The 14,416-nt window shown below is 63.5% G+C and carries 10 protein-coding genes; 8 read left to right on the top strand and 2 right to left on the bottom strand.

Features of this window, described 5'->3' with window-relative positions; all coding sequences use genetic code 11:
• The first annotated feature begins 25 nt into the window (after positions 1 to 25).
• From ACODTA_RS28200 to ACODTA_RS28190, 3 genes are all read left to right on the top strand, one after another.
• Positions 26 to 205, top strand: a complete 180-nt coding sequence (locus ACODTA_RS28200; RefSeq protein ID WP_489070785.1) for a YdcH family protein — start codon at positions 26 to 28, stop codon at positions 203 to 205.
• 116 nt (positions 206 to 321) lie between these two features.
• Positions 322 to 2,220, top strand: a complete 1,899-nt coding sequence (gene htpG / locus ACODTA_RS28195) for a molecular chaperone HtpG (RefSeq protein WP_489070783.1) — start codon at positions 322 to 324, stop codon at positions 2,218 to 2,220.
• Positions 2,221 to 2,564: 344 nt separating this feature from the next.
• Positions 2,565 to 3,068 carry a S1C family serine protease gene (locus ACODTA_RS28190; RefSeq protein ID WP_489070781.1) on the top strand — a complete coding sequence of 168 codons (504 nt, stop codon included), beginning with the start codon at positions 2,565 to 2,567 and terminating at the stop codon, positions 3,066 to 3,068.
• Between the two features lie 192 nt (positions 3,069 to 3,260).
• Here ACODTA_RS28190 and ACODTA_RS28185 read toward each other — a convergent pair whose 3' ends face one another.
• Positions 3,261 to 5,129: a putative bifunctional diguanylate cyclase/phosphodiesterase gene (locus ACODTA_RS28185; RefSeq protein WP_489070779.1), complete on the bottom strand. Its 1,869-nt coding sequence runs from the start codon at positions 5,127 to 5,129 to the stop codon at positions 3,261 to 3,263.
• Positions 5,130 to 5,202: 73 nt separating this feature from the next.
• Positions 5,203 to 6,201: a GlxA family transcriptional regulator gene (locus tag ACODTA_RS28180; RefSeq protein WP_489070778.1), complete on the bottom strand. Its 999-nt coding sequence runs from the start codon at positions 6,199 to 6,201 to the stop codon at positions 5,203 to 5,205.
• 566 nt (positions 6,202 to 6,767) lie between these two features.
• Here ACODTA_RS28180 and ACODTA_RS28175 point away from each other — a divergent pair.
• From ACODTA_RS28175 to ACODTA_RS28155, 5 genes are all read left to right on the top strand, one after another.
• Positions 6,768 to 7,292, top strand: a complete 525-nt coding sequence (locus tag ACODTA_RS28175) for an RNA polymerase sigma factor (RefSeq protein ID WP_489070776.1) — start codon at positions 6,768 to 6,770, stop codon at positions 7,290 to 7,292.
• Positions 7,289 to 8,344 (top strand): FecR family protein, encoded by a 1,056-nt coding sequence (locus tag ACODTA_RS28170; protein WP_489070774.1) that lies wholly within the window; start codon positions 7,289 to 7,291, stop codon positions 8,342 to 8,344. The genes ACODTA_RS28175 and ACODTA_RS28170 overlap by 4 nt, the downstream gene beginning before the upstream one ends.
• 99 nt (positions 8,345 to 8,443) lie before the next feature.
• Complete coding sequence (locus ACODTA_RS28165; protein WP_489070772.1) at positions 8,444 to 11,482, top strand: TonB-dependent receptor; 3,039 nt, start codon at positions 8,444 to 8,446, stop codon at positions 11,480 to 11,482.
• A gap of 28 nt (positions 11,483 to 11,510) precedes the next feature.
• On the top strand, positions 11,511 to 12,731 hold the full coding sequence (locus ACODTA_RS28160) for an alpha/beta hydrolase (protein ID WP_489070770.1): 1,221 nt from the start codon (positions 11,511 to 11,513) through the stop codon (positions 12,729 to 12,731).
• Positions 12,728 to 14,194: a serine hydrolase domain-containing protein gene (locus tag ACODTA_RS28155; RefSeq protein WP_489070768.1), complete on the top strand. Its 1,467-nt coding sequence runs from the start codon at positions 12,728 to 12,730 to the stop codon at positions 14,192 to 14,194. Before ACODTA_RS28160 ends, ACODTA_RS28155 begins: the two co-directional genes overlap by 4 nt.
• The last annotated feature ends 222 nt before the right edge of the window (positions 14,195 to 14,416 follow it).

The raw sequence follows: 14,416 nt of genomic DNA, 5'->3' as shown, positions 1-14,416 counted from the left end.
ATTCTCTACTGGTACGGAGACAAGCATGTCCAAACATTTGAGTTATCTGAAGCGCGAGCATGCCCGCCTCGACGATGAGATTGCCCGTATAACCAAGGCGCGCTGCCCGGATGAAGTCCTGATTGCGCGGCTCAAGAAGCTGAAGCTGGCCATCAAGGATGAAATGGCTGCCGCTGGCGGCCTGACCGGCAGCGAGGCTGCATGACATCTGGCGGCGAAGCTGCTCGGGCTTCGCCGCATTGCTATTGATCATCATCTTGAAACCATTGCTCCGGTGTCCATCTGGGTGCCGACAGAACAGGGGAGATCATCGGGAGCACCATGACAACGACTGCCACCGACGCATTCACCGCCACGCCCGGCACCCGTCCGTTTGAAGCCGATGTCGCGAAACTGCTGCACCTGATGGTGCACTCGGTTTATTCGGACAAAGACATCTTTCTGCGCGAACTCATTTCCAATGCTGCCGATGCTGCGGAAAAGCTGCGCTATGAGGGTTTGAGCGATCCCGATCTGCTTGGTGACGATCCCCAGCCCCGCATCACTGTCACCCTCGATCAAGAACAAAAGATGCTAACGGTCGAGGATAACGGCATCGGCATGGCCGAAGCGGAGTTGAGCGAGGCGCTGGGCACGATTGCACGCTCCGGCACCAAGGCGTTCATGGATCGCGTTGCCGGCAGCAAGGATGCACAGGGCAATCAGCTGATTGGCCAGTTCGGCGTTGGTTTTTATTCGGCGTTCATCGTCGCCGACCGGGTTGAGGTTGCTTCGCGCCGCGCAGGCGCTGGTAGCGCGGCGATCTGGTCGTCCGACGGTCTCGGCACCTATTCGGTCGGGCCCGCCGATCTCGCCGACGCGCCGGCCCGCGGCACCCGCGTCCGACTGCACCTGAAAGAGGATGCCGCTGCCTACACCGACCGTTCAGCCATCGAGCGCATGATCAAGGCGCAGTCCGGCCATGTACCGGTGCCGATCCTTCTCAAGGAGACGCCAGAGGCTGAGCCGCAGCAAATCACTGACGGCGCTGCGCTCTGGACGCGGCCAAAGTCCGACATCGGCCAGGACGATTATCGGGATTTCTATCGTAGCGTCGCAGGACAGTTCGACGAACCTGCATTGACCCTTCATTATCGCGCCGAAGGCCTCCACGAATATAATGTCCTCGCCTTCGTTCCGGCTATGAAGCCGTTCGACCTCTTCGATCCCGATCGAGCCGGCCGAATGAAGCTCTACGTCCGTCGCGTCTTCATCACCGACGAAACGCAGATCTTGCCACGCTATCTGCGTTTCGTGCGCGGCCTGGTGGATTCGAGCGACCTTCCGCTCAACGTGTCGCGGGAGATGATACAGGACAGCCCGGCGCTGGCGGCGATCCAGAAGGGCGTGGCGAGCCGCGTCCTCGGCGAACTCGACAAGCTCTCGACGAGCGATCACGAGACCTATCTGAAAATCTGGGACAATTTCGGGGCGGTGCTGAAGGAAGGGCTGTATGAAGATCCGGCCCGACGCGAGACACTGCTTTCTCTCGCCCGTTTTCGCAGCTCGGCCAGCTCGGGTGACTGGCGTTCACTTAAGGATTATGTGGTCGGTCTGAAGGAAAATCAGACGGCAATCTATTATGCGACGGGCCCCGATCTCGACCGGCTGGCGTCCTCGCCGCAGCTGGAAGGGTTCCGTGCGCGGGGCATCGAAGTTCTGTTGCTGACCGACCAGATCGACAATTTCTGGGCCGGGTCCGGTATCGATTACGAAGGCAAGCCTTTTCGATCGGTCATGCAGGGGCAGGCCGATCTGCAGCTGATACCATTGCCAGAGGGTGAGACGACGCCGCCGCCCGAAGCCGACGCTTTGGTGGACATCATCGCCTATCTGAAGACAGTGCTCGGCGATGCGGTCTCCGACGTGCGCGCATCCCAGCGGCTGACCGAGAGTGCCGTGTGCCTGGTCGCCTCCGACAATGCGATGGACCGGCAGCTTGAAAAGCTGCTGGCAAGCGCGGGACAGATCGGCACGATCTCGAAGCCGGTTCTTGAAATCAATCCGCGGCATCCGCTGATCGTGCAATTGCGCGAGGGTGACGGCGATGGGGCCGCGGTTCGAGAGGATGTCGCGCGTCTGTTGTTCGACGAGGCGAGGATCGCGGATGGAGAGTTGCCGGCCGATCCGCGTGCTTTCTCGGCGCGGTTGGCGCGTGTATTGCAGCGCGGATTGGATTGAGCGCATTTGATACGGCGAACGGACGAGAGCGAGCGATGAGGAACCCAGTATTGGCATTGGCAGCGTTGATCGGCGCTACCGCGCTGATACCCGCTTGCGAAAGATTTGGCGGGGGCGAGGCGCCGCAAAATGGTGTCGCTCTCGCGGCCTCCGGCGAGCCGGTGCCACTTAACCAGCTTAGCGTCGCGCCGCTCGTTCGCCGCGTCTCACCGGCCGTGGTCAACATCGCGGTCGCCCACGCATCTCCATATGCGCAGAATCCTCTACTTCGCGATCCCTATTTCCGTCGCTTCATGGGTGTGCCCGATACCGCGGTTCAGCCTCGCCTTTCGGCCGGCTCGGGTGTGATCATCGATGCCGCGCAGGGCCTGGTCCTGACGAACAACCATGTGATCGGCGAGGGCTCGGCGATCATTGTGATGTTGCAGGACAAGCGCCAGTTCAAGGCGGAAGTTGTTGGGGTAAGCCCCGGCGCCGATCTGGCCGTGCTGCGCATTCCGCCGGAACGACTCAAGGCTGTCCCGCTTGCCAAGACCGACAGCGCGGAGGTAGGCGACTATGTCGTCGCGATCGGGAATCCATTTGGGCTGGGTCAGACAGTTACCGCAGGCATCGTCAGCGCGCTCGGACGCGGGTTAAACCCCCAGAGCGGCATGGGCCTCATCCAGACCGATGCACCGATCAATCCTGGCAATTCGGGCGGGCCACTGATCAACATGCGCGGCGAGGTGATCGGGATCAACACCGCGATATTGGCGCCTGGCGGCGAAGGCAACATAGGGATCGGTTTCGCTGTTCCGGCGAGTGTTGTGCGTGCCATCCTCCGCCAGGCCAATGCGAACATCTGAGTCGCTTTGTCTTGCGGTCCAGTTGAGGCAGCATCGTAGGCGCGCCATTGTCACGTCTGTTTTGCGCCCCATTCCCGGCCGTCCAGAGCGAATTGCGACGCACCTGAGAGCGGACGTTCGATCAAGTCGTGAGTTGAGGCACTACATCAATTACGCTATGTCGCAGGAATCCTGACGGTTTATCCGCCCGACCTAAGCGCCAGCGCCGTCGAGCACCGTCAGAAGGCGTCGTACGTCCCACGCCTCGTGCAAGATCAGCCCTTCGTCCAACAACCTCTGGAACGCGCGCGCGTCCATCGGCGGTGCAAAAAGATAGCCTTGGCCCACCGAACATCCGAGCGCCCGCATGATGGCGCGTTCGCCCTCGGTCTCGATCCCTTCGGCAACGACGCGAATGTCCAGCGCCGCGCCGAGTTTGACGATGCTCTCGACGATGACCCGCTTGGCCGCGCTATGCGCGGCGTCGTGCACGAAACTGCGATCGACCTTGATCTCGCTGAGCGGAAAGCTCTCCAGGTACCGCAGATTGGAATAGCCGGTGCCGAAGTCGTCGATCGAGATCCCGACGCCAAGGCGCCGCAGGGTCCCGAATGCGCGGCGAATCTCCTCCGGTTCGGGGACCATCAGATTCTCGGTCAGTTCCAGTGTCAGCCATTCGGCCAGGCAGCCAGTCTCGTCCAGCACCTGTTCGACAAAGGCCACCATGTCGCGCCGGGTGAATTCGATGACCGACACGTTGAACGAAAAGCGGATCGGCGCGCGGCGGGCCCGGTTAACCTGCGCCGCATGCGCCGCGAGCGTGCGGAGGCCCCAGGCTCCGATGTCCAGGATTGCGCCGGTTTCTTCGGCAACGCCGATGAAGCGGCCGGGCAGCTGGAGACCGAACGCCCCGTGGTTCCATCGCAGCAGGGCCTCGGCGCCAACCATGTCGCCCGAGCCGAGATCGACCTGGGGCTGATAGTGAAAAAGTAGCTCCTGATTCGGAACGGCTGCCTGGAGGTCGCTCGCCAGCCGGATACGATTGCGCGCGTCGCGTTCGTCCGCTGCGGCATAGGGATGCGGCGCATGGGCCGGCATCGCCTTCGATCGTTGCAATGCGGCGCCGGCTTGCCGAACGAGCTGGAGCTGGTCCGCGCCGATGACACCGACGGCATAGCCAGCGGCGAAATGGGCCGTAAGCGACGTACCAGGCAGCACAAAGCGAGGCCGCAACAGCTCCAAGGCATCGTCTACGATGATAGCGGCGCGGCCGGCATCGTCGAGTTCAAACGCAAGCGCGAAGCTGTTCGTGCCCGTGCGAGATACGGCGGCGGCCGGTAACGTCGCGAGACGCGCGGCAACCGACCGCAGCAGGCCGTCGCCGACATCATAGCCGAACCCGTTGTTGACATCATGAAAACGCAGGATGTCGAGCTTGATCAGCAGCACGGCGGAGGTCGCCGGGGCGTCGATCGCCGCCAGTTGGTCGAGGAGGCCGTAGCGATCGAGCAAGCCGGTCAGGCGATCGATGCCCGGCGCATGGGTGACATCTCGGATCATGCCGACGAAATGCGTCACCTGCCCGCCGCCTTCGCGATAGGGTATCAGCCGCAGCGCATTGCGAAACATCGTTCCGTCACGCCGATAGTTGCGAAGCGACACCGAACATTCGCGACCTTCGGCCAAGGCAGCCCGGACTTCGGCGATTTCGGGCTGCAGCCGATCGCTGCCTTGGAGATATCGGCAATTCTTACCGATCGCCTCAGCGGCGGTATAGCCGGTGACCGCCTCGAATGCCGGATTTACATGGACAATGGGGTGTCCTCGCAGGCGCATGTCGGCGACCACCACTGCATCGCAGATATAGTCGAGCGCCAGCAGGGAGGCCGCGATGGGTGCCGCGATTTCGTCCGGCCGCCGTGTCAGCCGGGGCCATCGCACAGCTTTGAAGCCCGATATACTCCGTGCCTGGCCGCAGCTTTCCTTTGCGTCACGCGACATGTTGCGGCGCTTCCCCGCTGCCGACCAAGGCGCCACGCATTCGAAGTCCAATATTCGCTGCTCTACGCCCGGCGGGATCAATTCGCATGTCATGGCCTCCGGTCCTGACAATGCGGTCCCCACGCCGACGCTTCAACGCCGGCGGAGCGGCATATCAGGACAAATCGGCGACACTTTCGTCTTCGCTCGCCTTACCAGACCCCGCGCTCTGGAATCGCAAACGATATTGCAGTGGAGCGACGCCGATTCTGCGCAGGAATGCCCGCCTGAGCGTGGTTGTCGAACCGAAGCCGGCAGCATAGGCAATTGCCTTGATCGGCGCGGCGCTATCTTCCAGCAGGCGCCGTGCAATGTCGATCCGCGTCAGTTCAACATAAACGGCCGGGTTCATGCCCAACTCGGCGCGAAACAGCCGCGAGAGATGGCGCGGGCTCACCCCTGCCACTTCGGCAAGCGCCTCGAGTGCCAGGTCCGCGCGGGGATTTTCAAGGATGTGCAGTCTGATCCTGTCGATCGGGCCGGTGGCCGCGGTTTGCGCGGTCAAGGCCGCGCTGAACTGCGACTGGCCGCCCGGTCGCTTCAGAAAGACGACGAGGCGGCGCGCCACCCACAGGGCGAGCGCGCGGCCATGATCTTCTTCGATCAGTGCAAAGGCCAAGTCGATTGCGGCGGTCACCCCGGCGGAGCAGAACACTGACCCGTCGCGAACGAAAATGCGGTTGGGCTCGACCCGGATATCCGGAAATTCGGCGGCGAGACGGTCGGCATATTCCCAATGGGTCGTGACGCGGCGCCCGTCCAGCAGCCCTGCATGCGCCAACAAGAAAGCGCCCGTGCAGGTCGATCCGTAGCGCCGCGAATTGAGGGCCTGCTCGCGTAGCCACTGCGTTACCCTGTCGCTCGGGCGAGCCGGTACGCCATAGGGGCCGACGACGATCAAGGTGTCGCAGGGCTGAGTTGCATCCCGGATGCCCGCGTCTGGCACATATTTAACGCCCGAGGCGCTCTCCGTGGCGACCCCCTGATCGGTCACCAGGCGGACGCGATAGGTATCGCCGGATGCCATCTTGCAGTTCGCTTCGAAAAGCGCGTCGCGGATACCGGCAATCTCTAGCAAATGAACGTTGTCGGGAACGAAAATTGTGATGAGCATGGCCGGTACTCCGCTCGGTGGCGGCGCCAGGAAGACAACCGAAGACAGCCTAGGCCGCTATTGGCCGATTACCTAGGATATTGGGCAGCATCCCGAAAATTCGGACTTCCGGTCGCGCGCATATGTGAATCTCCTCATATTTTCGGCAAGTTGGCGGCTTAGCGATGTGGGATTTTGAAAGCATCAGCCAAAGGCAACTCCGCGTACCGAGAGCGGGCATCTGGCTTACCCCGGGGAGGGTCGGCGATCGAATGGCGGCTTTGTTAGGAACACGCCCGAAAAGCTGCCAGTTCGCAAACGGCCCAGGAGCAGTCTGGCCGGTTTGATGAAGCTGCCGGTCTGGAATGCGCCGCAATTCCGGACCCTCGTGCAGCTGTCGAGCGACCCTGAAAGCTGCCATTCCTTCAATTTTGCCCTAAATGCGTCCCCATGCCAGCCGTCGAGCCGTGTAGCCCATTGAAATTTTGATCTTCTTGGTGGGGTATCTCCATAGGGCTGCGTCTAGGAAAGTGCGAAGCGCGCGCGACTGTCGCGCAAGATAAAGGTCAAGGCGCCGGGGTGACGAATTGAACGATGCCGCGCGGGCGAATGGCGAGCGGGGTGATGGCGGCATCGCAGCGCTTGCCACGCGCTATCGCGAGCCGCTGATCCGCTGGTTCTCCAGGCGCGGCGTTCCCGCCGACAGCGTGGAGGACATGGCGCATGAAGTGTTCGCGCGGCTGGCCAATGGCCGGCTGCAAGGCGTGGACACACCGGAGGCATATCTGTTCACGACGGCATCCAGCGTCATGATCGATCGATCTCGTCGCGATCGCGTGCGTTGTCGGGATCAGCATGACTCGATCGAAGGGATCGACATTCGCAGTGACGCGCCATCGGCGGCGCGGATATTCGAGGGGAAGGAAGCGCTGACCCGGCTGGCTGCGGTCCTCGACGAACTGCCCGAACGCACGCGCGAGATATTCCTGCTCAGCCGGCTAGACCGGCTGACTAACACGCAATTGGCGGCACGCTACGGCATCACCGTCAGTTCAATCGAGAAACATATGACCAAAGCGCTTGCACATCTGAGAGTTCGGTTCGGCCGATGACCAAGTCGACCGATATCGGCCCGGCGAGCGAGGTCGCTCATGGAGAAGAGGCCGCTGCCTGGGTGGTGCGCGGTGCGTCCGACCAGCGGACGCGCGCCGACAACGACGCGCTGGAGCAATGGCTGGCCGACGATCCGGCAAATGCGCACGCCTATGCTGAGCACCGGCTGTTGTGGGACGGCATGGCCGAACTGGGCGACGATGAGGAGGCGCGCGCCATACTGGGCATGAACCGGCCCGCCGCGACGGTGTCGCGACTACGCATCAGTCGCCGCAGGGTTATCCTTGGCGGATCCGCGGCTGCTGCTGCCGCCGCGGTCGGCGCGATTGCGCTGCCGTTTTTCCGCGGGGAGCGCTACGAGACCGCGCTGGGCGAACAGCGCCGGATCATCCTGGCGGACGGTTCCTCGGTCATGCTCAATACCGGCTCTCGTCTGCGCGTCTCATTCACCGGACGGGAACGACACATCTTCCTCGAAGAAGGACAGGCCTATTTCGACGTCGCCAAGGACGCGGCGCGACCCTTCCGGGTCTTCGCGGGCGAAGACGAGGTCCGCGCGATTGGCACAGCTTTCGATGTGCAGCTCGATCGGCGTCAGGTCCGGGTGGTGCTGGAGGAGGGCGTGGTCGCCCTCTATCGCGGTACGGCGCCGAACGATCTGTCCCTACGGGCCGGCTTCGTTGCGCCCGTATCGGGCACTGATCGGCCACTGACACTGATGAAGGCCGGGCAACAGGCGCGATTGCGGCCGGCGGCGCTGCCGACGGTCGATGCGGTGGACATTCCGCGCTCGCAGGCGTGGCGTTATGGCCAGATGATCCTGGACGAGGCGCGGCTGGGCGAGGCGGTGGAGGACATGAACCGTTATGGCGGACGCCGCATCGTGCTCGCCGAACCGTTCATGACCGACCTCCGGATCAGCGGCGTCTTCCACACGAAGCGGCCGGAAGCGTTCGTCGAGGGCGTCACGGCCGCATTGGCGGTGAAGGTCGCGAACGAGGATGCGGAAACGATCGTGCTGACCACTGAAAACGGCCCGCTTCGAAAATAATCGGCTCCGGCGCGGGGGTGTCGGAGAATTGCTGCGTCCCTGGGGAGGGAGGGTCAGGTGCACAGAGCGCCGCCCACAACTCTTTGGGGGGATATGGGAATGGGCGTTAAAGCCATGAAGGCGTCGATCATGCTGGGCGCGGCAATCGCCGTGATGGGGATCACCCAGAGCGCTGTTGCCGCCGCCCAAACCACCGCGATGCGCGACTATGCGATCGAGCGTCAGGATCTGGGAAATGCGCTCCGCCGCTTTGCCATAGAGAGCGGCGTCGATGTGGCCTTCGATCCCGCGGCAGTTCGCGGCCGGACGAGCCAGGGTGTGCGGGGACGGCTGGGCGCCGAAGCCGCGCTGCGCACGTTGCTCGGCGGCTCGGGGCTGCAGTTGCGACGGACGGCATCAGGTGGCTTCGCCATCGCCCGTCCGGTCGGGCGCACCGCCGCCGTCAGAAGTCCAGCCTATGCGCAGGCCGCGGTCGCGAGCGAACCGTCCCAACCGTCGTCCGCGGCGCAGAACGAGGCGGCCAACTTACAGCTGGCCAACGCCCAGGCGGCGGCGGACGCAGCCGCCGACCCGATCGTGGTCACCGGCTCGCGCGTCGATCGCAAGGGATTCCAGGCGCCGACGCCGGTCACCGTTCTGGGCGCCGCCGAGATCAGGCAGGGCGATCGCACGAATGTCGCGCTGTTGCTGAACGACCAGCCTGCCTTCCGGGGCACCATTACGCCGGCCACCACGCCGGTGAACACGAATTCGGGCACCTCGGCCGTCGATCTGCGCGGCCTCGGTTCGGAGCGGACGTTGACCTTGCTCAACAGCCGCCGGTTCATCGGCAGCGCCGATCTCGGATCGGTTCCTATGGGACTCGTCCAGCGGCTCGAAGTCGTCACCGGCGGCGCATCGGCCGACTGGGGATCGGGCGCGGTCGCCGGTGTCGTCAACATCATCCTCAACGACAAGCTCACCGGGCTGACGATCGGCGCCGATACCGGCATTTCGTCTCGGGGCGATGCTGCGCGGTACAATGTGACGGCGACCTACGGCGCAGGCTTCGCCGATGGGCGGGGCCATTTCATCGCCGCTGCCGGCTATCTCCGCGAACGCGGTGCCTTTGGCCGCAACGACGGCAGTCGTCCGAACCTGGATTCCGCGCTGTTCACGAGCAGCACCGGGCAGCTTTCGCTCCGGAACGACGTCAATCTGATCGTCACGGCGCCCGGCGGCCTGGTGGCCAGCGGTCCCTTTGCCGGGAATGTCTTCAACAGCGATGGCACGCTTTCCCCGATTATCGTGGGCAGTCCGAGCAACGGATCACAGGCAGTGGGTGGCAGCACGCGGGGCGTGAACGACTATTTCGCGGTGTCGTCGCCCTATACACGCTATAATGGTTATGCGCGCGCCAGCTTCGAGATCAGCCCGGCCGCGAAACTCTGGATCGACGGCAATTTCAATCGCGTGGAATCGCAATTCGGTTTCCTGCCTGAAAATGCGGTGGTGACGATCCAGCGGGACAATGCCTTTCTCTCGCCGCAGCTCAGGTCCGCGCTCGGCGGCGCCAGCGGCTTCACGCTGGTGCGCCTGCTCGACGATATCGGGCCATCGAAGATGTTCAGTTTCGCCTATCGGCGCGACACGTTGGATATCGGCTTCGGCGTGGATGGCGATCTGGGCGGCGGATGGAGCTACAGCGCCTATTTCGATCATGGCCGCCTGACGAATAACGAGACGCCCACGAACCAGCGCATCGTCGCCAATTTCAACCTCGCCGTGGACGCTGTGATCAGCCCGGGTGGACAGGCGATCTGCCGCATTGCGCTCACCGATCCCTCCACCGCCTGTCGCCCGCTGAACCTTCTGGGCTCGGGCAACGCGTCGGCGGCGGCGATCGCCTATGCGTTCGGCAATGCGCGGCAGCGTCTGGTGACCCAGCTCGACGCGGGCGGGGTGACGCTTCGCGGCAATCCCTTCTCCACCTGGGCGGGCCCCGTTTCGGTGGCTATCGGCATGGAGGCCCGGCGTCAGGCCAACAAGACGACCTACATCGATCCCATGTCGCCCACCCGAGCGTTCAGTCTCGACAACCGCACCCCGCTCGATGGAGCGTTCGACGTGAAGGAAGGCTTCGCGGTCGCGGTCATCCCCCTGCTGAACCTGGAAGGGACCGCGGTCGCCGAACTGAACGGTGCCGCGCGCTATAGCGACTATAGCAACAGCGGTGGCATCTGGTCGTGGAAAGCGGGCGGCACGGTGCGCCTTTTCGACGATCTCCGCCTGCGGGGCGTCTATTCGCGCGACATCCGTTCGCCCGGTATCGCCGAGCTCTTCACGGCGCAGTCGATAACCCTCCCGACTATCATCGATCCGTTCCGCAACAATGCCTCGGTGCCGGTCACGCGCTACACAGGCGGCAATCCCGACCTGAGGCCCGAAATCTCGCACACGCTCAGCTATGGCGGATCCTATTCGCCGCGCTTCCTGCCAGGGCTGAGCTTCTCGATCGACTATTATTCGATCGAGATCGACGATGTGATCGGCACAATTTCCGCTCAGGACGCAGTCAATCGCTGCTTCGCCGGTTTCCAGCCCGCCTGTGCGACCATTGTCCGCGATTCGACGGGAACGATCACCACAATGTACGGTACGCAGGTCAACCTGGCATCCTACAAGACCGACGGCGTCGATTTCGACCTTGCCTATCGCATGCCGTTCGAGCGGATCGCCAGTAGCGTGCCGGGATCGTTGCGGCTGCGCCTGCTGGCATCCTATGTGAACAAGCTGATTATCAACGACGGCGTGAACACCTATGATCGTGCCGGCGACGTCGGCGACAATGCGGGTTTCACGACCCCGAAATGGAAAGCGACCGCCAGCATTGGATATGAGTCCGACAATTTCTCCTTCGACACGCGCGTGCGCTATGTCGGCGGCGGCAAGTACAATCATCTCCAGCCGATCGTGAACAACGACATCGCCAACCGGACCTATGTCGATTTCAACGCCCAGTATAATATCGGCAACTTCTCGATCTACGGCGCCGTCTCGAACGCGTTCGATCGCGATCCACCCTATGTCACCTACACCTCGGCGATCTACGATGTCATCGGCCGATACATGTCGGGCGGCGTGAAGCTGAAGTTCTGACGCGGGCAGCAGCGGAAGGATCGGCATGATGCCCAGGTGGAAGCTCCGGCTCAAGCGAGCCGCTATCGTCGTCGCGATCGTGTTCACGGTCGCGGGAATCTTTATCGCCGGTTTCGGCATGGGCTTCATCCAGTTCCGGAACATGGTCACGACGGCAAACCGCGATATCGGGCGGATCGTCTCGCCGAACGGCATCGACGAGGCCGGCCATATCCGGCTCGGCAATGCCCGCCAGTGGATCACGATCCGCGGGCAGGACCGTGACGCGCCGATCCTGCTGTTCCTCCATGGCGGGCCCGGCGGAGCGCTGTCGAGCGTGTCCTATGCGTTCCAGCGACCATGGGAGGATGATTTCGTCGTCGTGCAATGGGATCAGCGCGGCGCTGGGCGATCGGCGATCGATGGGGCCGCGCTGAAGGGCACGATGACGAAGGAGCAATTGGTTTCCGACACCGTCGACCTCATCGCGCGGCTGAACCGCCGCTTTGGTCGCAAGGTGGTGGTGTTCGCGCAGTCCTGGGGCACGATACTCGGTGCGGAGGTGGCGAAGAGGCGCCCCGACCTGATCTCGGCCTATGTCGCGACCGGGCAGGTGACCGGCTGGAAGCGAAACTTCGAGGAGGGGCGTCGCCTGGCGCTGGACGAGGCGCGCCGGACCCGCGACACGGCTCGCTACCAAAGACTGGCAGCGCTGGGGCCGCTGCCCAACGCGAAAGAAGACACCGCTGAATATCAGGCCTGGATCAAGGCCGTGCAGGGCGACATCACCGCCAGCGGTCATTCCTGGCATAATTTCAGGGGGACGGGGGACTGGACCTCTCGTTTCATCGCGATGTTCGCCATGTCGCCTGATGTCGATAACCGGGAACTCGTCGACGTCTTTCTCGGGCGCGGCGGCCTTCCCTTCAACGGCAATGAGGAGATCGTGGCCTCGCTCGGTGACTGGACTCTGGAGGGTTCGGTCGGAACGACAATGAAGGTGCCGGTCGTGATGATCATGGGCCGTCATGACTGGCAGACCCCGGTCACGCTGGCGCGGGCCTATTTCGACACGCTCTGCGCTCCCGCCAAGATTTGGATCGACATGCCGCATTCCGCCCACGCGATGCTCAGCGAGGAGCCGGGCCGGCTTTCGCGGACGCTCGCAGAAAAGGTGCTGCCGCTGACCCGAGGCCAGGTTCCCGCCGAGGCGGAGCTATGCCCGCGATCTCACCCGATCGTTTCCGCTGCGAAAGGCGCGTCATCATGATTGGGTTTACGTCCTACCTTTTCCTTTCTGCGGCCGGTTTGGCGGCCAGTACGGGTGTTGCTACAGCCCAGACGGCCGCTCAATCCACCGATCTCGACACGGCCGTCGCCGCGCAGATCGCCTGTGGAGGGATTTTCGTCGGCGGGCGCGCTGAGGCCGACGTGCTGCGCGACGATGTCCAGGCGATGGCCCCGTCCACGCGCGCCGTGACGCTGTCGGTCGATCGAAAACGCCGCACCGTCCTCGCCGCCGCACCGGGCGCAAAGGCACGCACCGCCCTTTACCGTCCCGCAGTCGGCTGCACGCTGCTGACGGGCGACACGCCCATCGCCGTTTTGGAACGCCAGGCCGCGCGGCTTCGCCCGGGAAAGTTGCGGCGGGATGACGGCATGCGCTTGACGTCCGGCGCTGCGCCGCGCTCGGTGATAGACCGCGCGGCTCTGGACGCGGCGGTGCTGCGCGTGTTCGAGGAGCAGAATAAGGGCGGCTATCCCGACACCCGCGCGATCGTCGTCGTGCAGCATGGCACGATTGTGGCCGAGCGTTACGCCCCCGGCTTCGATCGCAACACCCCTATGCTCGGCTGGTCCGCGACGAAGAGCATCACCGCGGCGCTCGTCGGTCTGCTGGTCGACGACGGCACGCTGAGCCTCGACGCGCCCGCGCCGGTGCCGGAATGGCAGGGCGCCGGGGATCCGCGCGCCGCGATCACGGTGCGTCAGTTGCTGAACATGGCCAGTGGGCTGGCGTTCAAGGAACGCTACGAACCCGGCAGCGATTCCCTGAGGATGCTGTTCGAAGCCGGCGACATGGGCGCTTATGCCGCGTCGCGGCCTTTGGAGCACGCGCCGGGGACGACGTGGAGTTATTCTTCGGGCACTACGAACATACTTGCCGGGATCGTCTTTCGCGCGACGGGTGGGACGCTGGAGGGCGTGACCCGCTTCGCCCGCAAGCGGCTGTTCGAACCTGCCGGCATGCATAGCGCCCTGATCGAGCCGGACGAGGTAGGAGTGCCGGTCGGCAGCTCGTACGCCTACGCCACTGCACGCGACTGGGCGCGGTTCGGCCAGTTGTTCCTCGATCATGGGGTGGCTGGCGGGAAGCGGGTGCTGTCTCGCGACTGGGCCGACTTTGTGCGAACCCCGGTCGCGGCTACACCACAACCGCCCTATGGCGGGCAGTTTTGGCTGAACCGCGGCCAATCAGACACTGCGATGAAATGGCTGTTCCCCGATCTGCCTGACGATAGCTTCGCGGCGCATGGACATAACGAACAAATGGTGGTGGTCATCCCGTCGCAGGACGCCGTCATCGTTAGGCTCGGCTGGACGCCGATTGGTACGAAGTTCGACAAGAACAAGTACATAGCTGGCATTGCAGCGGCGCTTAAGACTGCAGGGGCTGAGGTGAGCGTCATTCCTCGACAGCGCGTGGAGAAGGAAACATATCTCAGCAATTGAAGCGGCTTGAATTGGAGGGTAACATGCGGGCCGGACATATTGGGCGGGCAGGTGGGCCTGTTTGCGAGGGCTGTGTCTGCAGTTCGTCATTTGCCCCGTATTGGAGATTGTCACCGTCCTACGGTGCCAGCGGCTCTGACTGTCGAGCAGCCGGTCGGCTATGCGCCCAATTCCGTTGAAAAAGGCAGCTGCGGCATCGTTGCGGCGGAGTTCACGATGAAG

This window comes from Sphingomonas sp. FG14, assembly GCF_057809675.1.
The sequence above is the reverse complement of the archived record's forward strand: the minus strand, read 5'-3'. Positions and strand labels throughout refer to the sequence as shown.